16 protein-coding genes and 3 pseudogenes are annotated in these 19,904 nt (G+C 66.9%); 11 read left to right on the top strand and 8 right to left on the bottom strand.

What is annotated here, in order from left to right:
• Positions 1 to 43: 43 nt before the first annotated feature.
• Entirely contained in the window at positions 44 to 406 is a 363-nt protein-coding gene (locus ACWGJB_RS47505) for a hypothetical protein (protein WP_453386263.1), read from the bottom strand.
• A 280-nt stretch (positions 407 to 686) separates the two neighbouring features.
• Here ACWGJB_RS47505 and ACWGJB_RS47500 point away from each other — a divergent pair, with 280 nt between their 5' ends.
• Positions 687 to 3,185, top strand: coding sequence for a Helicase associated domain protein (locus ACWGJB_RS47500; protein ID WP_453386262.1), 2,499 nt, complete (start codon positions 687 to 689; stop codon positions 3,183 to 3,185).
• A gap of 167 nt (positions 3,186 to 3,352) precedes the next feature.
• Here ACWGJB_RS47500 and ACWGJB_RS47495 read toward each other — a convergent pair whose 3' ends face one another.
• Entirely contained in the window at positions 3,353 to 4,657 is a 1,305-nt protein-coding gene (locus ACWGJB_RS47495; protein WP_453386261.1) for a hypothetical protein, read from the bottom strand.
• Positions 4,658 to 5,707: 1,050 nt separating this feature from the next.
• Between ACWGJB_RS47495 and ACWGJB_RS47490 the strand changes: the two genes are divergently transcribed.
• Positions 5,708 to 5,851 (top strand): hypothetical protein, encoded by a 144-nt coding sequence (locus tag ACWGJB_RS47490; protein WP_453386260.1) that lies wholly within the window; start codon positions 5,708 to 5,710, stop codon positions 5,849 to 5,851.
• Between the two features lie 162 nt (positions 5,852 to 6,013).
• On the opposite strand, the gene ACWGJB_RS47485 is transcribed toward ACWGJB_RS47490, so the two are convergent.
• Positions 6,014 to 7,627: a GMC family oxidoreductase gene (locus ACWGJB_RS47485; protein WP_453386259.1), complete on the bottom strand. Its 1,614-nt coding sequence runs from the start codon at positions 7,625 to 7,627 to the stop codon at positions 6,014 to 6,016.
• A 73-nt stretch (positions 7,628 to 7,700) separates the two neighbouring features.
• Positions 7,701 to 9,137, bottom strand: a complete 1,437-nt coding sequence (locus ACWGJB_RS47480) for an aldehyde dehydrogenase (protein ID WP_453386258.1) — start codon at positions 9,135 to 9,137, stop codon at positions 7,701 to 7,703.
• Positions 9,138 to 9,566: 429 nt separating this feature from the next.
• Between ACWGJB_RS47480 and ACWGJB_RS47475 the strand changes: the two genes are divergently transcribed.
• Complete coding sequence (locus ACWGJB_RS47475) at positions 9,567 to 10,184, top strand: TetR/AcrR family transcriptional regulator (RefSeq protein ID WP_453386257.1); 618 nt, start codon at positions 9,567 to 9,569, stop codon at positions 10,182 to 10,184.
• Positions 10,185 to 10,365: 181 nt separating this feature from the next.
• Here ACWGJB_RS47475 and ACWGJB_RS47470 read toward each other — a convergent pair whose 3' ends face one another.
• Both ACWGJB_RS47470 and ACWGJB_RS47465 read right to left on the bottom strand, forming a co-directional pair.
• On the bottom strand, positions 10,366 to 11,328 hold the full coding sequence (locus ACWGJB_RS47470) for an NAD(P)H-dependent flavin oxidoreductase (RefSeq protein WP_453386256.1): 963 nt from the start codon (positions 11,326 to 11,328) through the stop codon (positions 10,366 to 10,368).
• Between the two features lie 443 nt (positions 11,329 to 11,771).
• On the bottom strand, positions 11,772 to 12,239 hold the full coding sequence (locus ACWGJB_RS47465; RefSeq protein WP_453386255.1) for a VOC family protein: 468 nt from the start codon (positions 12,237 to 12,239) through the stop codon (positions 11,772 to 11,774).
• Between the two features lie 399 nt (positions 12,240 to 12,638).
• On the opposite strand from ACWGJB_RS47465, the gene ACWGJB_RS47460 reads away from it, so the two are divergent.
• The 5 genes and pseudogenes from ACWGJB_RS47460 (at position 12,639) to ACWGJB_RS47440 (ending at position 16,759) form a co-directional block, all read left to right on the top strand.
• Positions 12,639 to 13,127 carry a GNAT family N-acetyltransferase gene (locus ACWGJB_RS47460; RefSeq protein ID WP_453386254.1) on the top strand — a complete coding sequence of 163 codons (489 nt, stop codon included), beginning with the start codon at positions 12,639 to 12,641 and terminating at the stop codon, positions 13,125 to 13,127.
• Between the two features lie 379 nt (positions 13,128 to 13,506).
• Positions 13,507 to 13,866, top strand: a complete 360-nt coding sequence (locus ACWGJB_RS47455) for a hypothetical protein (protein ID WP_453386253.1) — start codon at positions 13,507 to 13,509, stop codon at positions 13,864 to 13,866.
• 1,132 nt (positions 13,867 to 14,998) lie between these two features.
• A pseudogene (locus ACWGJB_RS47450) lies at positions 14,999 to 15,307 on the top strand (transposase); the annotation flags it as partial.
• 237 nt (positions 15,308 to 15,544) lie between these two features.
• Positions 15,545 to 16,024, top strand: coding sequence for a hypothetical protein (locus tag ACWGJB_RS47445; protein WP_453386252.1), 480 nt, complete (start codon positions 15,545 to 15,547; stop codon positions 16,022 to 16,024).
• A gap of 513 nt (positions 16,025 to 16,537) precedes the next feature.
• Positions 16,538 to 16,759: a hypothetical protein gene (locus tag ACWGJB_RS47440; RefSeq protein WP_453386251.1), complete on the top strand. Its 222-nt coding sequence runs from the start codon at positions 16,538 to 16,540 to the stop codon at positions 16,757 to 16,759.
• Between the two features lie 352 nt (positions 16,760 to 17,111).
• Here the strand turns inward: ACWGJB_RS47440 and ACWGJB_RS47435 are convergent, their stop codons facing one another.
• A complete protein-coding gene (locus ACWGJB_RS47435; protein ID WP_453386250.1) occupies positions 17,112 to 17,744 on the bottom strand; it encodes a DUF2461 family protein in 633 nt (210 codons plus the stop codon).
• Positions 17,745 to 18,294: 550 nt separating this feature from the next.
• Between ACWGJB_RS47435 and ACWGJB_RS47430 the strand changes: the two genes are divergently transcribed.
• From ACWGJB_RS47430 to ACWGJB_RS47420, 3 genes and pseudogenes are all read left to right on the top strand, one after another.
• Positions 18,295 to 18,441 (top strand): hypothetical protein, encoded by a 147-nt coding sequence (locus tag ACWGJB_RS47430; RefSeq protein WP_453386249.1) that lies wholly within the window; start codon positions 18,295 to 18,297, stop codon positions 18,439 to 18,441.
• A 178-nt stretch (positions 18,442 to 18,619) separates the two neighbouring features.
• Positions 18,620 to 18,769, top strand: a pseudogene (locus tag ACWGJB_RS47425) (transposase); the annotation flags it as partial.
• Positions 18,763 to 18,965, top strand: a pseudogene (locus tag ACWGJB_RS47420) (transposase); the annotation flags it as partial. The pseudogenes ACWGJB_RS47425 and ACWGJB_RS47420, both read left to right, overlap by 7 nt.
• A gap of 284 nt (positions 18,966 to 19,249) precedes the next feature.
• Here the strand turns inward: ACWGJB_RS47420 and ACWGJB_RS47415 are convergent.
• Positions 19,250 to 19,801 (bottom strand): DinB family protein, encoded by a 552-nt coding sequence (locus ACWGJB_RS47415; RefSeq protein ID WP_453386248.1) that lies wholly within the window; start codon positions 19,799 to 19,801, stop codon positions 19,250 to 19,252.
• Between the last annotated feature and the right edge of the window lie 103 nt (positions 19,802 to 19,904).

The following is a 19,904-nucleotide window of genomic DNA, read 5'->3' as shown; positions in this document are numbered from 1 at the left end:
GGACGGGACAGACAGCCCGTACTTTTTCGGGTACGGGCCGGGCTCAGAACGCTAGGTCTTCGGCGCAGCCGCCGGCCCAGCGTTCTGCTCGCAGCCGGGCCCAGTGTTCCCGGACTGCGATGTCGTCCGCGTTTTCCAGGCCACTGATCTCGTGACCCCACTCCTTCAGCGCTTCCGGCACACGGTCGCGCCGGTAGCGGTGGGTGCTGGTGGCCAGCAGAGAGCGGGTGTGGTCGGCCAGTTCACCCCGGCGTGCGGTGAGAAGCGGGTGCTCGGCCAGAGGGAGGGCGGCGACGAGCGCCGCGTGGCGTACCTCCTCGTGATCGTCCCCGAGGAGTGGGTGTATGGCGCGGTAGAACAGGGGGCGCAGTTCGCGGACGGCCCGCATTTTGGGGACCTCCGTCACCACTCAAGCTGTGATCCCACGCTGTCGCCTGCCAACTGCTGGGAAGCCGCGGCCGGATCTCCTCCTGCTCTGTACGGTGCCGTCTGCGGTCAGGAGGCCTGGTCCGTGGACGTCACCTGGACCGACGTCCAGCAGATCACCAGCGTCTTTCGTTCTCCGATCAACCGCCTGCTGCCCGTTGAGTGACGACCCTCCACGCCCGGGCAGTGCGCTGCACGTCCCGCTGTCCGTCGCAGCACCGCCACCCCCTCGTGCTAGAAATGGATCTGGAATGACTCGGATGACACTTCGCCCGCACCAGGTAGAGGCCGTGGATGCGGTGCTGCGGAATCTCTCGGAGCAGCCCGGGATGGGCATTCCGCCCGAGGGCCTGCGCACTCAGGTCATTGCCGCCACCGGGTCCGGGAAGACCCTGATCGGTGTGGGAGCGGCGAACCGCCTCTCCGCGCGCCGGGTGCTGGTCCTGGTGCCGACACTGGATCTGCTGTTGCAGATGGCCGCCGCCTGGCGCCAGGGTGGCCGCCACGGCGCGATGATCGGCGTGTGCTCCCTGCGGGGCGCGGACAGCCAGGGCCTGCCGTGCACCACCGACCCGGACGAACTGATCGCCTGGACCGAGGGCCAAGAGACGGTCACGGTGTTCGCGACCTACGCATCGGTCGGCATGGGCACCCTCCAGCGCGCGCACGCCGCCGGCCTGCCGGTGTGGAGCCTGATGGTGGTGGATGAAGCCCACAGGGTCAGTGGCGATGGTCTGAAGCCGTGGGCGGCCGTCCACGACCAGGCCCGGGTCCCGGCCGTACGGCGTCTGTACATGACCGCGACGGCCCGTGTGTGGGAGGCCGACGGGGAACGCCCGCGGCTGGTCGCGTCCATGGATGAGGATTCCGAGATCTTCGGCCCGGTCGCCTACAAGCTGAAGCTCTCGGAGGCGATCAGGCTCGGCCTGGTCGCGCCGTATCAGGTGCTGTGCCTGGACATCCGCGACCCGCACCTGCACACGGCGATGACGACCGAGGCGACCGGCTCCGACGCCGTACGCGGGGCGCGCCTGGCGGCCGTGCAGACCGGCCTCATGCGCGCGGCGGTCGAGGAGCGGTTCAGGCGGGTGCTGTCCTTCCACGGCAGGGTCGGAGAGGCGGAGGCGATGGCGGCCGCGGTCCCGGCGACGGCGGCCCGCCTCGCCGAAGATGACCCGGCCACGTTCCCGCCGGCGGAACAGGTGTGGGCGCAGTGGCTGTACGGCGAGCACGCGCCCGCCCACCGCCGCCAGGTCCTCGAGGAGTTCGCCTCCGACTTCCTCGGTGCACCCGGAGGGGAGGGCCGGGACGTGCGCGCGGAACTGCGTGTTCTGTCCTCGGTCCGGGTGCTGGGTGAAGGCGTCGACACTGCCGAGTGCGACGCGGTTCTGTTCGCGGACGCCCGCGGCTCGATGGTGGACATCGTGCAGATGGTCGGCCGCGCCCTGCGCATGCGGCCGGGCGTCGGGAAACTCGCCACCCTGATCGTCCCGGTGTTCCTCGGCGAGGACGAGGACGCCAACGAACTGCTCACCTCGGACGCGTACGGCAACCTCAGCAAGATCCTCGGCGCGCTCCGGGCCCATGACTCGGACACGATCGAAGCCCTCGCCGACCCACGCGTCCGCAACGCCCGTCCGGCAGACGACATCGACGACACCGACGAGGAGGACGTCGACGCCGACGACGCCCAGGGCGACGCCCGTATCGGGGCAGCGGCGGCCGGGGTCCTCCGGTTCAGCGAGGAACGCGACCCGTCCGCCCTCGCGCGGTTTGTGCAGCTCCGGGTGATCGATCCGGAGGGGGCGTACTGGCTGCGCGGGATCGAGGCGGCCACGCGGTGGCTGCGCGAGACCGGCAGCACCGAGCTGCGCGTGCCCTACACGTTCGTGTCCCCTGAGGACTGGGGCGCAGCCGGCGGGCATCCGCTGGGGGTGTGGGTGGCGGATCAGCGCCGTTACTACGCGGCCGGGACATTGGAAGCCTCGCGCGTGCAGCAGCTCGAGACGCTCGGCATGGTCTGGTCGGTGCAGGCATCCGCGTGGGACGCCGGCCTCGCCGTCGCCCGCGCCTACGCCGAAGCACACGGGCATCTGCTCCCGCCCACCACGGCCGTCTTCGGCGGAGGCAACTTCCCCATCGGAGTATGGCTCAAGAACCAACGCCAGGCGGCCCGCAAGGCGGCGGAGAACGCCCGGCGACGGCAGGCCGGGAAAACGGGCATCTCCTACGCCGGGGAACTCTCAGTAGCCCGTACGGAGGCCCTGGCCGACCTGGACCCAGGCTGGTGTCCGGTGTGGGAGATCAGCTGGCAGCGGGCCTACCGGCTCATCCTCGCCCACCACAAGGCGGATGGCAGCCTCCCGGCCGGGCCGGGCGAACTCATCGTGCAGGGTGAGGACTTGGGTGCGTGGGCTGCTGGGCAGCGCACCGCATGGGACAAGCTCATGCCCGCACAGCAGTGGCTGCTGGAGTCGGTCGGGATCGAGCCCGCAGACGACGGCGCACCGGCACCGGGCGCGCCCCGGTCGCAGGACGCCCGGTGGACGGCGAACCTTGCTGCCGCCCGCCAGTTCCACGCCCGCGAGGGCCACCTCCAAGTACCCCGCCAGCATGTCGAGATCACCGCAGGCAGCCACAGCGACGGGGACCAGACGGCCGTGAAGCTGGGGGCCTGGCTCGACAACACCCGCCGCCGGGCCGCCAAACTGAGCCACGAACGACGCAGCGCACTCGATGCCCTCGGCATGCGCTGGTAGGAGCCCGGACAGGTGAGGGCAGGCGTCCAGCCCGCTGAGCCGAAGCACGATAGCTGTCACCGCGGCAGCCTTGTTGTCACCAGAACTCCGGGATGGGGATCGCGGGGACCACAGCCCAGGTGAGCGTGGCGGCCCCCGGTTTTCGGACCGAGGGCCGTCGGACGGATTCAGTTGGGCGGGTCGAGGGAGAACACCGAACGGACCCCCGGCGCCGGGGCTATGCGTTCATTGATGCCCCACAGGCGGCCGGAGGAGGGGGCCCAGGAGAGGTTCTGGATGAGCGGAGGGCCGTACGTGAGCACGTGCGGCGCACTGCCGGGCTTCGCCCAGTGGATGCAGTACGGAAGGTCGGCGGTCGCCGGGTCCTTGGGGTCACGGTCCGCGTATTCAGGGCAGGTGCCGCTGAAGTAGAAGTATGTGCCGTCGGTCGCCGCTCCCTGCACCCCCCAGACCGGGGTCCGGTAGCCGGCTGTGGCGTGGACGGTGCCTTCGTGATTGGTCGTGCCGTCCGTGTCGAGCAGCGTGTCCGCGGCGTTCAGTGGCCAGCGCACGATCGGGGCGCCGCCCGTCGAACGGCGGAACTCGGACGTGATGAGCCCGTCGGTACCGGTACGGTCGAGGCTGAGGGAGGTCATGCACGGGTTGAGGTCCGTGCAGGGATCGCCCTTGGTTCCGTTGTCGTAGAAACCGATCATGGGCAGGGCCCAGTTGTGCCAGCGAGCGGAGGACTTGCCGTCGCTGATCCCGACGGACTCGCGCGTGTTGTCCGACATCCGCCACAGGTGGCGCAGGTCGTAGACCTGGATCTGGTGTCCGCTCGCCACGAACAGTCTGTTGCCGTACCAGGCGATACCGTCGGCGTGACCGGCGAACGGGCTGCCGGCGGCGCCCACGGCCTGGAAGTTCCCCGTGGTCTGGGTCTCCATATAGGGATCGACCAGCATGATGTGGTTATAGATCGTGTGGTCTCCGCCGTCGTTGTCCACGACGGAGATCCGGGCGAACTCGTTGCTGCCGGTGTTCCTGCTGTGCCAGGACGCGATGTAGACGTACTTGTCGAGCCACTTGCCGTCGGGCTGGGCGTCATGCGATCCGGTGATGCCCTGGGGCACCCAGTTGCCGGTGGTGTCGTCCGCTTGTTCCCAGCAGAAGCCGTCGACGCGGTAGGACGTGTTGAGGTTCTGGTTGCCGTGGCACAGGTACGGGCGGCCACTGTGCCCGCTCCCGCTGAGCAGGGGCGCCAGCGAGCTGTACGCAGTCACCATGCCGCTCGCCTCGACGGCGTCGATGGCGCGCCAGCGAGACGCGAAGTCCCCGGCTGTGAGGGTCATCTTGCCGGGGTCGGACATCGGGTCCAGGGTGCTGGCCGCCGCGGCCGGCTGTGCTCTCGCCAGCATGAGCAGGAGTAATCCCAGGGTGAGCCCGACCGCCAGGTGAACCCTGAGCATCCGCTGTGTGATTGGTATGTGCATGGCAGTGAAGAGTAGCCAGGCCGTGCGGCAGGTAATACTGCGGGTCCGGGTGTTCCCTGAGACCGAGCGGCCGTTCGCCTGCGCGACGCAGGCGGGTCTGGGCCGGGACTCGGAGCGCCTGGATGCCACGCCGCGCCGGAGACTTCGGACTTACTGGCTCTAACAAAAGCTGTTGATCATGTGACTGTGGGCTTGTCTGTTCGTTGGTCTGGTCGTGGGGAAACGTCAGTCGCGGCCGTGGATCGTGTCGGATGAACTGTGGTCGTTCATCGAACCGTTGCTACTCGTGCCGGCGCCGACGTTGGTAGAGGGCAGACCTCGGGTGCACCGCCGGGGAGACCGATCCAATCGGGGTCGGGATGCAGATCTCACGGAGGCACTGCATCTTCGACTGCGCTGCTGGTCATCACAGGACAGCTCCCTCAATGGCGTGTATAGATTCGGGGCCCGTCCCGATCACTTCCTCGCTGACGAATCCTGAATCGGTGACACGGGGCGTGTGCCCCGGTTTTCCGGCCTTCCGACCTGTCTGGGGTGGGGGCAGCTGGGTCAGGGAACGACCTGTCCCCAGACCCAGCAACCCTATGGCGCAGGCGACCGGGCCGGTAGGCCAGTGCTGAGGCTGCCGGTGCTGCGGCAGAGCGCGCAGTGGCTCAGCGCGCGGTCGCTCCTTGCGGACCTGGCACAGGTAGTCAGAACCGTCTTCTGGCGTCCACGGGGTCCAAGTTGGGAGTGTTTGGCCTGGTCAGGTCCTTGTAGCGCAGCTGCATCGACCCTGTTGGTGACACGTATGTGACCGCTGGGACTGATGCGGACCCCTGCCGGCTCGTTCCGGCGGGGGTGTCTGCGTTCAGGGATGGGCCCGGCGTTAGCGCCCTCGCACAACGAGGTGGAGCAGTGTCACCACGGCAACACCGGCGACGAGGGCGGGGCCAACGACGGGTGCTCGAAGGCGACGTACACGGTGCCGCAACCAACGAGCATGAGCAGTGCGGTCCGTTGATCTATCGACCCGTTCATCCGCGAGGCCCTCCCTGCATCTACGCCGTCATGGCTGTCCAGGGGGAGCGGTCCGTCGCCGAGCGCATGGGCGCCAAGATCCCTCCCGTGGACAGCAGTTGCATTCCGATGCTCTCGCATCCTGACTTCGTCCTCGATGTGATCCGTGAGGCCGCGAAGTCCCCCGACGCCTAGGCCAAGCCGACAACGACCGGCCGCAGCGCAGCATGCAAGGAGGCGGCCCCGGACGGACCGGGCCGCCTTCTTGCAACGACATCACGCTTTCAATCTCAGTAGTAGGTGCTTTGTTGGCTGGTCAGGCATTCTCCGCGAGGCAGGGCTTCAGCAACGTCGAGTTCAGCGAGGCTGCTCCCCGATCAGCTCGGCAGCCTTTTCGGCGATCATGATCGTGGGTGCGTTGGTGTTTCCACTGGTGACAGTCGGCATGACCGAGGCGTCGACGACGCGGAGTCGCTCGACTCCGTAGACCTCCAGATCCGAATTGACGACGGAGTCGTGTCCGGTTCCCATGGCACAGGTGCCCACTGGGTGATAGGCCGTGGCACTCCATCTGCGGACGTGCTCTTCGAAAGCCGCGTCGCCCAAGCCGTCCAGACAGTCCAGGTCGTCACTGGCCGGCAGGTACGACCGCGCCAGGTATTCGGCGAACGGTGCGCAGTGGGCGATGCCCATGACCGCTCTGAGTCCGGCGACCATGACCGCCGCATCCGCGGGCACGTCGAAGTATCGGGGATCGATCAGCGGTGGGGCCTGAGGATCAGCCGACGCGAGACGGACGGTGCCGCGAGTCTGCGGGTGCAGGGGGACGCAGTTCATCGTGAACACCGGCCGGTCGGGTCCTTCCTCACCGCTGAGAATGAGTGCCGTGGCCCCTCCCACCAGCTGGACGTCAGGACGGCTTTGGCCGTCCGTGACGTTGAGGAACGCGCCGACCTCGCCGTAGTTGGAGGCGAAGGGCCCGTCGCCGTGTGTGCGCCACCGTTCGAGGTTGTCCGGGGTGAGCAGGTCTCGGACGATGTCAGTGGAGTTCCGGGTCTCCCACACGACGGGAGTCATCAAATGGTCCTGCAGGTTACGCCCGACCCCGGGCAGGGGTACTCGGACGTTTATGCCCACATCGTGCAGTTCGCCGGGATCGCCTATGCCCGACAGGAGCAGCAGCTGGGGCGAGTTGATGGATCCGCCGCAGAGCAGAATCTCGCTGTCGGCGTGGGCCGTCCGTTCTCGTCCGTCCCGGAGACAGGTGACGCCGGCCGCGCGTGATCCGTCGAGTGTGATCTTTGTTGCAAGGACGCCGGTGCGTACCGTGAGATTGGGTCGGCCGAGGGCCGGGCGCAGGTAGGCGTCGGCTGTGGACCACCGTCGCCCGTGATGGCATGTCACCTGGTACAGGCCGGCGCCGGCAGGGGACGCACCCGCGAAGTCGTCGTTGCGGTCCAGTCCCCATTCCACGGCGGCGTCCAGCCAGGATTGTGAGAGTTCGTGGGTGTAGACGCGGTCCTCGACGTGCAGGGGGCCGTTCGAACCGTGGTAGGGCTCGCCGAGGCGGCGGTTCGACTCGGACTTCATGAAATAGGGCAGGACGTCGTTGTAGCCCCAGCCTTTCGCACCGTGCTCGTCACGCCAGCTGTCGTAGTCGTGCCGGTTGCCCCGGGTATAGATCATGATGTTGGTGGACGACGAGCCGCCCAGTGTCTTGCCCCGGGGCCAGGAGAAGGTGCGCCCTGGCTGGGGCTGCTCGACCGTCCGGTAGCTCCAGTCGGTATGCGATCCGAAGAGCATTCCGAGCGCGGCTGGGATGTGGATGAGTTCGTCGGTGTCGGGGCCGCCCGCTTCGAGGAGTAGCACGCGGACGCGGTCGTCGCGGCTCAGGCGGTCTGCGAGTACGCAACCGGCGCTGCCGGCCCCCACGATGACGTAGTCGAATCCTTCGGTTCCGGTGGAATTCATGTTGACTTCCTCGCCTGGCGGACGGCCGCAGCCCGGACTCGCCCGAGCCGGGCGACGGATGCCGGCTGTCGCATCAGGGGTGGTAGATCGACTGGAGTTGCTGGTATGCGTGAAGCCCCTCGGGCCCCAGTTCGCTGCCGAGCCCGCTGGCCTTCCTGCCTCCGTAGGGGGAGGTGAGGTCGGGCAGATAGCCGTTGAGCCCGACGGTGCCGGTCCGCAGACGGCGGGCCACCTGGGCACCGTGGTCCAGGTCCGTGGTCCAGACGGTGCCGGCGAGGCCGTAGGCCGACTCGTTCGCCAGGCGCACTGCCTCGTCCTCGCCGTCGTAGGGCGTGATCGTGAGGACCGGGCCGAAGATCTCTTCCTGCGCGATGGTCGATGAGTTCTCGACGTCGGCGAATACGGTGGGTTCAACGAACCAGCCTCGGTCCAGGCCGGGTGGCCGGCCTCCTCCGGTGGTGAGCCGCGCCCCTTCGTTGAGGCCGGTCTTGATGTAACCCAGGACCCGTTCGCGCTGGCGCTGGCTGACGAGGGGGCCGATCTGGGTGGCGGGGTCGAGCGCGTCACCGACGACGGCGTCATGGGCCATCGCCGTACAGAACTCGACCACTTCCCGATACCTGCTGCGGGAGGCCAGGATCCTGGTACTCGCGTAACAGGTCTGACCGTTGTTCAGCAGACTGGCCGTGAAGAACTGCTCTGCGTTCGCGGCGAGGTCGGCGTCGTCGAGAACGACGGCGGCGGACTTGCCTCCCAGTTCCAGGGTCACCGGTCGCAGCAACTCGGCGCACGCTGCGGCCACTTGGCGCCCCGCTCTGGTGGATCCGGTGAACGACACCTTGTCGATGTCAGGATGGGAGACCAGATAGGCGCCGGTGTCGCGGCCGCCCGGAACGATGTTGATCACGCCGTCGGGGATGCCCGCTTCTTCGACGGCCTCCGCCAGCAGCACCGAGTCGAGGACCGTCTCCGGAGCCGGCTTGACGACGAGCGCGCAACCGGCCGCCAGAGCCGGGGCCACCTTGAAGAAGGCGATGGTCTGAGGGAAGTTCCAGGTCATGATGGCGGCTACGACGCCTGCGGGTTCCCGGCGGACCAGGGTGGTGCCACGGGGCAGTCCGGTACGCAGTTCCTCGGACGTCATGCTGTCGGCCAGACCCGCGTAGTAGCGCAGCAGGGCTGACGGCACCACACCTTCGAAGGACCGGGCGACAGTGATCGGCATGCCGTTCTGCGCGCTGACGGCGGCGGCGGTCGCCCCCTTCCTGGCATCGAGCGCATCCGCGAGACGGATCATGGCGGCCGCGCGATGTTCAGGGCCCCAGGAGGCCCAGCCGGTCGGTGCGTCGAATGCGGCACGAGCGGCTCCGACCGCCCGGTCGATGTCGTCCTGGGAACCGTCCGGCACGGCACCGAGATGATCGCCGGTACTCGCGGATGCGACGTCGATGACACGGTCACCGGACGTGGGCACCCAGCGTCCGCCGATGAACAGATGGTTGGGATCCATGGTGAACTCTCCCCACGGCATGGCCTTGGGACCACGACATTCCGTGGTGTTCGATACGTGGATGACCGGCGGGCACGAGGGTGCTCAGCGCGGTACGCAGGCCGCTGCCGGTCATGACTTTCCTGCGCAGTGGCCCGGCGCGTGGAGCCTGCGGGTGGGCCACATCTGCGACGCCCCTTGCGGCTGGGTACCGCCCCTGGGGAGCGCTTTCATGGTTCACGACTGAATAAAGTCGACGCTACACCCATCTGGGGTAATCTGTCACCAGATGGGTGAAACGTGGTGAAAATGCCTTGGCCGCCCCAGATGAGGGCCAGACCGACGGCTCAAAACCTCCCACGAGGCCACTGAGCAACCCGGTCGGGAGGCCGGGCCCCGGTGCGTGACCTCGCACCATGAGCTGGACGCCTCAAGGAGAGTTGGCACATCGTGAGGACATATGGCGGGGCCACGGCGGATGAGCGCGCTTCGCTCCGTCGTCGGCGCCTCATGGAAAGCGGTCTCGAACTTTTCTCCAGCCAGGGATACGCCCACACCTCCATCCGTGCGGTACTCCGCCACGCCGGAGTGAAGGACAGGTACTTTGCGGAGAGCTTCACGTCCCTCGACGATCTCATGGCAGCGCTCATGAGAGACATCTACGAGGAACAGATCACCCGGTGCACCGAGGCGATCGCCACAGACCAGCCGCTACGCGACCGGGCTCGAAACATGATCGACGTCATCACCGGGCTCCCTCTGGAAGACCCGAGAAAAGGGCGCGTCAAACTGACGGAATCCCTGGGGGCCGGTCCCCTCACAGCACGCGAACGGCGTCTGGGCCTGCAGCGCATGAGCGGCCTCGTGGACTCCCTCCTCAGGGAAGGGCTCCATGATCCCCGGATCGACCCCACCACCCTGTCCGTGGCCGTCGTGGGCGCGGTCAGCGAGATGCTGCTGAGCTGGTTCAACGGAGTTCTGGGCATCTCAAGGGAGGAACTGGTGGATCAGGGCCTCCTCCTCTTCGAGGCCATCACCGAGCATGCCTCGGCAACATCACGAGAATGACAGAGCAGCCACCGTCAGCGGCTCCCAGAGGCCATCCGCAACCATGCATTCCCCAAGCTCGGCCGACCGCATCCACCGGCATTCCGCCACACCTCCCCGCCGCTTTCCCGCCGGTGGCGACCCAGGCGTTCACGACCGGGTCGTCGAGCCTCGTCATCCCCACGCGAGCGGGGGTTGCTCGTCAGCTCATCAGCGATCGAGGCCGTGAGGCCAGGATTGCCTCGGCCTCGTCACCGATCGTGCGGACCACTTCTTCGGCGGGACGGACGGCATCGACGAAGATCGCCGACTGGCCATAGAGAATCGCGCTCGTGTCAGGGTCGGGCGGGCCCTCAACGGGACTGACGTCCCTCGGGGGCGCGTATTCCTCCTTGCGGTCCCGCAGCGTCGCCTCGCGCTCTGACCACTCATCGGTGAACCGATTGCGGCGGACTCGTTCACCGATGGTCTCCGGCCACGGCAGCCCCGACACAATGTCGTAGGCCCGCGTCCATACGGTGTCGCCGCCATCACTCTCGACGATCAGACGTTTGTGGACATCGTGTACCTCGATCGCTTCGGGCGTGGCGAGAAACGCCGTGCCCAGCCAGGCGCCGTCCGCCCCGGCGGTGAGGACGGCCGCGAGTGTTCGGCCATCGCCAATGCCTCCTGCGGCCAGCACCGGAACATCGGGGTAGCGCCTCACGATCCCGGCCAGGAACGGCAGGAGGCCCATCGTCCCGGTATGGCCACCGGCCTCGCTGCCCTGCGCCACGAGGACATCGGCACCCGCGGCGACGGCCGTCTGTGCGTCATCGTAGTTCTGTACCTGGCACATCACCCGGGCTCCTGCGGCCTTGGCGCGAGCAAGCCACGGCTTCGGGTCGGCGAACGACAGTGCGATGACCTCTGGTCGCTCTTCCAGGGCGGCCTCGAAATGCGGTTCGGTGAAGGGGAGGAACGGCGTGATGAAGCCGACTCCGAACGGGCGGTGAGTCGTGGCACGGATGGTCGCGATCTCCGCATGGATCCAGTCAGGCCCTTTCCAGGGATGTGTGCCCCCGAAGGAGCCGAGCCCGCCGGCCGCGGAGACCGCGGCGGCGAGTGTTCCGCCGCTGTGCAATCCCATCGGGGCCGCCATCACCGGGTAGGTGATACCGAACATTTCGGTGAATCTCGTATGCAACATGGTTAGACGCTAGCGAACACGGCGAGCCCGGCGCACCAGAAGCACCCCGTCTCGCCCGCGCGAAGCTACTCGATCGCAAAGCGGAACCGCGGAGCGCCTGATTCGGCAGCCGCAGTGCTCGGTGGTGTCGCAGAGCTTGTGACACGATCTTGCAGAAGTGCTCCGGGTGGGCGTGAACGATGTGATGATTCGGCCGTTCGGGAGGCTGCGAGTACTCGGCCGTGGATCGTGGACGACGATTTTATTGTTCGACTGAATCGCAACACACGGTAGGGGAATGCACGCGCTATTCTTCGCGGACGGTGCGGTGGGCAAGTAAGAGCCTGCGCAACTGATGAAGCCTGTGAGTCGTGCAGGGGCCCGAGCCTGGTTGGAAGGGGCTTGGGCCGTGTGCGCGCATGCTGATGTTATGAGGCTGATCAGGAGCCAGCGCCGGGCAGCTTCTGCGACAGTTCGATCATGTTGCCCCACGGGTCACGGAAGAACGCCAGTCGCCGGCTGATGTCCTCGATCTCGAAAGGTTCACCGATAAGGTCGACACCACGGTTAGCGAGCTCCGCACGTGCTTCGTCGACATCGTCGACAGAGACGCACATGTGCTGGTAGCCGCCGTGCTGCAGGCTGACTCCGAGGTCGTCGAGAACCTCGTTCGGGAAGGGTACCGGTCCGGCCAGCAGTTCGACATGGAAGTTGTCATCGTTGGGCGGGCAGAGGTACGCGAGCTTCAGCTCACCGTAGGGCCACTCCTGGAGTACTCGGAAGTCCAGCTTCTCCGTGTACCAAGCCTTCGCCGCGTCGTAGTCGGGAACGCGGATACCAACATGGTGACCACTGAACGACGAAAAGGGGCTTGATGGGTTTTTCGGCGGGTGGGCCGGCATGGGCATCGCAATCACTCCTATCCTGCTAAACCATCAGGGGATGGCGCGATGAGGTAGACGGTTCAGCCTATCGTGCGGTTCGGTGCGGAATAATCAAGGTCCGGATATTCGTGATCAGGTTCGATGGCTCGCCGTTTATAGCTGGTAACACGATTATGATCGGTGCTTCTTCAGTCGCATCCAGCAGATGAGGCTGCATGCCAACGAGACCAAGGCGTCACGTCGTTCTCCAGCTCCTCCGCATAGGTTCGGGCGTCCAGTTGCTGCCGGCGGGCGGTCGATGCGGCGGCAGTGACGTGGCCGATCGGGGCCTGGGCGAGCGGTTCCCGGGAGCGGTGCGGGAACGCCTGCCCGAGCAGCCGACCCGCCGTACGAAGGCACTCCCCGGTGCGAAATACTCTCCCGATGGGTTCACGCACTTCCCCGGTCAGCCAGCCGATCACGATACGGAGGGCCGTCGCGCGGGATGCCAAACGGCTCACGCGGCTCGTGCGTCGCTCAGGCGCCTACGAGGGTAGGTACGCAGCCGCAGTCGCGGGCTACCGGGTCGGTCCTGATTACATCGAGGCCCACCGCGTCTTTGTGGCCGTCGGCGCCGACGAGAACGGAGGCCGGGTCCTCGGGTTCTACTCGCTCGTCCTCGCTCCACCGGAGCTCGACCTGCTGTTCGTCGCCGACGAAGCGCAAGGACGGGGTATCGGACGGCTGCTCGTCGCCCACATGCAGTCCGAGGCCCGTGCCGCCGGGCTCGACCGTCTCAAGGTCGTGTCGCATCCTCCCGCCGAGGACTTCTATCACCGCGTCGGTGCGGTGCGGACCGGGACCGCGTTCGCGAAACCGCCCGCCGTGCCGTGGGACCGTCCCGAATTCGAGTTTCGCGTTCCTTCGGAATGACGCGGAGTGCCGGTTGGCGGGGCACCCGGCTTCGCCTGGATGGTGGCCGGCATGCAGGAGCCGCTGGACGCCGCGCGCTCCGTGTGTGCCGTCGACGCCACCGTGGCGGGGTGATCGCCTGCGGCCAGCGGCCGTCCCCGGCGACTTCCTCGCCTCCGACACACCCAGAGCGTTGAGCTCGTCCATCAGCCTCTCCCGCTCAGGTGGCCGAAAACGAGAATGCGATGAGTTCACCGTCCTCGAACGCTCTACCCAGCGACACGACCGTTCTCGACAGGAGTGCCATGTCCACGATCCAGCCAGTGGTCATCACTGCCGACCAGGACGTCCTGCTCGGCTTCTGTACGAAATTGTTCGGCGCCGGTTCAGGCTGCGGATCATGGACCGTCGTGTCGCGCTGGTCGCACTGATCGGAGGACGCTACGACAAGATTGCCGTCGTCCATCAGTCGGGTCTGCTCGATGCGATTCTCGAGTTGTTCGACGTCTACTGGCAGCGGGCACAACCCATCGTCTCGATGGTCCCGGAGACCCCCGACCGGCCGAGCACGGACGATCTCTTGCTGTTGAGAATGTTGCAAGCGGGCTACAAGGACCAGGCGATCGCCTGGCAACTGGGGACGAGCGCGCGTGACCCGCCGCATCGCCGCGATCGCGTCCCGGCTCGGCCTCGATACCCGCTTTCAGCTGGGCACCGAAGCCGCCAAGCGAGGCTGGATCTGAGAGGGCGTATGAAGTAGGCAGATTGCCCTTTACGCCCTAGCAAGTTCCTCGCCAGGTGGGGGTGGTGTCCACCGACAGCACCGTCACGTCCGCGACGGACGGGAACAACAGAGCTTCCAGCCGGAGCAATGTCTCTTCCGCGACGTCGAACTGTCGGCCACCCCGAGATCGGCACTGATCATTTTCAGGCAACTTCCCGGAGGCCGCCGCGGACCACAGCCGTCACTCAACGTATGTGCTCCACGGAAAGCGTTCCAGAACCCAATCTCGTGGACAAAGCCAGCACCGCAGTCGGCCACACCTCAGACAGTCGGCTGAAGGTCGCCGGCACCGAGGCGGCGGGATCAGGCACCATGAGCGCCTGACGGTGCCGTGCGATCTCGTCGATTGTTGCTGTGGTGTGGGGCAGGAGCGTTGCTTCTCGCCGCGGCTCTTGCTGCCATTGAAGTGCCGGGGATCGGCGCGTGGATCGCTGCGGCGGCTCTCGCAGGACTCGCTTCCGCTGTTAGCGGACTCGTGGTGCGCGGCACGGACATCGCCGTAAGACGTGGCCAAGAGGCCGTAGTTGAACCTGCGCCGCTCACTCCTATCGTCGTCACAGCTCAGCAAAGCAGAGTCACCAACAGCTACGGCCTCATTCTCCCGCTGCCCGAAGGGCACGCTGCCTGCCCCGAGTGCCCAAGGGCTGGCGTACGGACCCTGAACGTCCGCCTAACCGTTGAGGCTGCCGTTGATCGCGCTGTAGTCCTGACAGGCCTGACTGTGCAGGTGGAGTCACGGTCGTCTACTCCGCCCGACCTTCAGATCCTCCCCAGTCCCAAGCCAAGACCCAAACCCAGACGCACATTCGACGTTCTCTACCGCGGTCCGGAACTCGGTGTGGACCTCGGAGCCCCGGAGCCCATACCGAAACCGGCTGAGGGCGTGCCGGACTTCCCGTACACGGTTTCGCCGGACGACCCTGAGTACTTCGTCCTTCAGGCCGAGCTGGAAGCGCCAGGGGAAATCACTTGGCGTGTCGGGATTCACTGGGTCTATGGCGGAAAGTCCGGTGTCGTGCTTGCCGGTGACGGGGGCGAGCCTTTCCGCCTCGTCACTCCTCGCCCACTACACGCTGATCGCGAAGATGCGGGCGACTCTTGAGCGCCAATGTGGCCAACCGAAGCACTCGAGATCGCCTTGGCCTGCGACCTCGCGCGGGAGTTCACCGACATGCTTCGCGACCGTCGCGGCCACCTACTCCGGGATTGGATCCAGAAGGCCGAGCTGGGCGGCCCCGACGCCATTGGCATCTTCGCCGACTCCATCCGCCAAGACCTCCACGCCGTCACCGCCGGCCTCACCCTGCCCTACAGCTCCGGCATCGTGGAAGGACACGTCAACAGAATCAAAACGATCAAGCGGCAAATGTACGGTCGAGCCTCATTCGCTCTGCTCAGAGCCCGCGTCCTTCAGCCGTGGCCATCACGGAAGAGCGGTCAGAACCGCACAGTTGGCCGTTGTCTTCGGGTGGCAATGTTCCCCAACCCGCTTCTCTTCGCTGCCAAGGGGCGGCCACCCCGCGCACGCGCCGCGACCAGAGCCTCGGCGTCATACGCCCAGGTGGTTTGACCAATGCACCCCCTGGATCGGCCTCCTGTCCACCCTATCTTCAGAGCGTAGTCAAACGGCTACGTTGAGTGAGAGGAGACAGGGATGCGTCCGATGTCCATGGGCCGACTGGTGGCCCTCGCCTCGACGGCCCTGCTGCTGGCCGGCGTGGTGAGTGCCGGATCGGCTCAGGCGCAGTCCGCTGCTCAGGCACGGTATCCCGGGGGGCTCGTCACCTACTCGATCGAGTTCTCCAACCCCCAGGAGAAGGACGACAACGACCTGCCTGAGCCCTACGGCAAGGTCTACGTGACCGACGGCGGCCTCCGGCAGACCCCTCTGTGGGAGCACCCGGACCTGGACATCAACACCCCCACCGTCCCGCGCTACCCCGAGGCCGACTTCACGCACCGGTACGCCGACCACCTCATCACCGAAGTCTGTGCCTTCGTGGGTGAGGACGACACGGGCATCAACGCCGACGACGTCCTCGCGGAAGGCTGCGAGCCCTTCCACGGCCCCGGCGCGTACAACATCCCCGGTGCAGACGGTGAGGTGACCATCACCGTCTACCACATCGGCTGATCCCCTCGCCGCATGGTGCCCTGCTCCTTTCGGGAGCAGGGCACCATGCATTGGCACTCAGTTGCCAGAGCAGCCAACTGAACCGCTCAACTCCCGCGTCGTGAACCTGGTGAAGGTCGTGGGTGGGCAGGGAACGGGAGAGCGGAGGGTGAGGGGAGCGGGCGTCCGGTGTTTGTTCCGCGCGGCGCCGGCCGCGCGGCCCGCCGTGGTCGGCGGGTCGCTCCCTTGGTGGGCTGGAGGGTTGGTCCCACCCCCGAGACCGTAGGGTGCACCGAGAGTTGCAGACCTCCGGGAAGACTGTCCCGTCCTCGCGGATCATCCCGGCCGGGCAAGCCTGTCCAGCCCGGCGATGACGTACAGCGGCCGGGGCCGGCCACCCAAGTACTGCACACCTGCACACCTGCGCGCGGCACCCGGGCGTGGGAGGTGCATACCGTGCAGGCCCGGGCGGAGTGGCCCGTCAGGGCCGCAGGCCGTACGGCTGCCCCGGTCCGTGAAGTGGTGGAGCGGACGATGACCCGCACCCTGACCGTCGCGGTTCCCGCGCCGCCTCGTCCGGCGGTCAGGGTGACCGGCCAGCCCTACACACTTCCCGGGGATGCGGTGGAGTGGGTGGAGGTCCTCAAGGCCCTGCGGGACGTAGCGGGGGCCGGGCAGATCTACCCGTTCCGCGAGCAGCTGGCGAAGATCTGCGACCGGACTGCGCAGGTGCTGCGGGAAGCCGTGCCAGTCTGACGGGTCGGCAAGCCTGACGACTACCGCGGTTATGCCGTCCGGGACGTCGCCCGCCGCCGGGAGGCGGAAGCCCGTGAGTGCGCGTAGCAGTCGCGCAGGCGCACGAGGGGACCGCCCGCACCGGCCGGTGCGAAACCCCTCGTCGTGGCGTACCGGCAGCGCCTCGGGGCGGTGGTGATCGTAGGCTGATGTGGGGTCTCGCGCTTCGCTGCATACACCGAAGCTGTGACCTGCGACTTCTCGCGGTGCCTCACGCTGCTTCATCTGCGGTTGTCTCGGCTCGCGGTGCATCCCCGCCAGGTTTGGCGACACGGGTGTGGTTCCTCCCGTGCCGCGCGGCACCCTCGTGACGTCAGGCGGCGCGCTTCACGTGGCGGACCAGCCACATGAGCAGGGCGTCCAGGTCGGCGGCGGCCGAGAGGACCCGATCGACTGCCTCGGGGGTGTGCAGCCACTCCTCGCAGCCGAGGGGGCGGGCGGCGATCAGCGAACGGTGGCGCAGCAGGTTCGTACGGGAGTGGTTCGTCGGGTAGCCGCGTGGGGGGCGTTTCATCACGTCCCCGGAGATGTCGTAGCCCTTCTTCTGCACGTCCTCGACGATGGCGGACAGTTCGCGGCCGCTCCCCTCGGAGGCCACGGCTTTGCGGAACATGTCCACCTGGCCGGGATCGGGGTACCACCAGGCGCCCTGGATCCGCAGGCCGTCCAGGGCGAACCGGAGACCGATCTCGATCTTGCGGCCGAGCCGGATCACCGCGCTCTGGTGCTGCCACCACCAGGAGTCGGTGCGGTAGTGCCAGACGGAGAAGTCCTCGTATCGGGGGTCGGTGTCCGCGACCTCGTTGAGCAGGGCGATCATCGGCTGCCGGACAAGGCGTTCGCGGTCCGCGCGGTAGCGCTCGCGGGTCGCGTGGGTCGGTTCGCCCTGGAGCTGCCACAACACGTCCATGGCCTGATCCGGCCAGCCGGTGAACTGTCCGCGCATGCCTGCAGGTTAGCTCACGCAGGGTCCGCGCTCCGAGAGGACGAGCGCCTCGTCGGAGGTGAGCTTGATCGTGATCTCGGATGTGTCCACGGCCTGAACCTATCCCGTTGTCGCCTTGGGGAAGTCTCGTTCGCCGCTCAGCGCGTGACGCGATGAGAATCCGACAGCTCGAACGAGAACGAGTGAGAATTCGGCAGCTTCACTGCCACAGGACAGCGGCGGGGTTCGTCGGCGAGTCGAGAGTGCAGTCGATATGAAGCGGGCGGTGAGATTGTGCAGCCGAACTTGAGATCCGACAATTTGCTGTAGGTTCTCGGTTTCGCTGTCAGGTGACGGCGCTGTGAGGAGGAGTACCACTGGAGTGCCGTCCTAGGGGACTTCACGGACGACTTCTACCACCTGGGCCTGCCCCCACTGTGCCGTGGAAGTGACCATCGCCATCGGGGATCACGGGCGCTCTGCAGCGATCCGGGACTGGCGCCTGGGCGATGTGGACCGTCGCGGCCTGCGGCCGGCAACTTCCGAGGAACTCTCCGGCACCGGCCGGAGGATGCACGAGGCTGCCGTCCGTGACGGGCACGAGGCCCTCGCCGACGGAATCGCCTACCTCTTCGGCAAGGCCGAATGCCCACACTGCTCAAGCGTGTTCAACATCGCGGACGAGTACACATCCGCCAACTTCCCCTTCCTGCGGTAAGCCAAGGTGAATCGGAAGTATGCGGGAAGGGCTCAGGAGCGGAGCCACAGCCGGATCGCGGATACGGTCACCGTGCCGTGGAAGACGTAACTGGCTCTAACAAAAGCTGCTGATCATGTGACTGCGGGCTTGTCTGCTCGTTGGTCTGGTCGTGGGGAAACGTCAGTCGCGGCCGTGGATCGTGTCGGATGAACTGTGGTCGCTCATCGAACCGTTGCGGCCCGTGCCGGCGCCGAAGCTGGTCGAGGGCAGACCTCGGGTGCCGGACCGGCAGGCACTGTGCGGGATCCTCTTCGTCCTGCACACAGGCATCCAATGGGAGTACCTGCAGTCAGCCGCCCGAAGAACGTGCCTGGATTCGTCGTTTTGCCCCGGCGCTGGGTCGTCGAACGCTCTCACGCCTGGGTCATGCACGCCCGCCGGCACGCGCGCGACTACGAACGGCTCATCCAGCACTCCGAATCGCTCATCACCTGGGCCGCGATCACCCTTATGACCAGGCGAATCACCCGCCGAAGCTCCCGCAGGAGCGGACAGCCGGCCTCCCGCGAGGCCCAACGCGACTGATCGTCTTGCCACTGACGGTCAGCAGCCCCGCCAAGAGGTCACCGAGCCCTCAAGCTAGCTCGATTGTCGCACCACCACGACTCAGAGCACCCGTAACAGGCACTGACCAATACGGCGTCGCTCCCCCCCACCACCGCCACCGGGAGATCCCGAATCCGCTGGACCGCACCTATCCTCCCACCGCCGTCACGAGCCCGTCAGCCCGCCCGAACAGCGGAGCGAGCACACGAGATACCTCAGTTCACCTCGGCGGATCCTCGCCCGCAAGGCCGTCGACGGATTCGCGGATGAGGTCGGCGTGACCGACGTGGCGGGCGTACTCCTCAATGAGGTCCAGGAGAATGCGGCGGAGGTTGGGGTGTTCGCCGCTGCGGGTGGCATAGGCACCGAACTGATCCAGGCCGCCCGCGCTGAGTGCCTTGTCAACGATGGCACGGGAACGGGCGACTGATTCCTGCCAGAGAGTGAGCAGCTGCTCGGGAGTGTCCTTGGCGGCGGAGTGGTAGTCCCAGTCGGGGAAGCTGTCCCAGTCGACGGTATTCCAGGGGGCGCCGACGGAAGAGCCGAGCCACAGCCGTGCAAAGTGGCTGTCTTCTACGTGCGCCAGGTGCTTGAGTAGGCCGCCCAGCGTAATGGTGGATGCGCCGACTGTGGCTTGCATGCCAGCTGCGTCCAGGCCGGAGCACTTCCAGGCCAGCGTTGCCCGCTGGCGTTCGAGGGCACCGATGACGGCTGCTGCCTCGGTACCGGCGAGTGGAGGTTCGGGCCACGCTTCCGCAGTGATCTCAGTCATGGCCGCAGACCTTAGCGAACGGCTCCGACAGTCCGGCCCTGCGGACTCCACCCTGGCCAAGTCCGCGAACTGCAACGAACCGATCTCTCGAAAACACAAGATC

The sequence above is a fragment of the Streptomyces sp. NPDC054813 genome (genome assembly GCF_053611365.1).
This window is presented reverse-complemented; position numbering and strand designations above follow the sequence as displayed.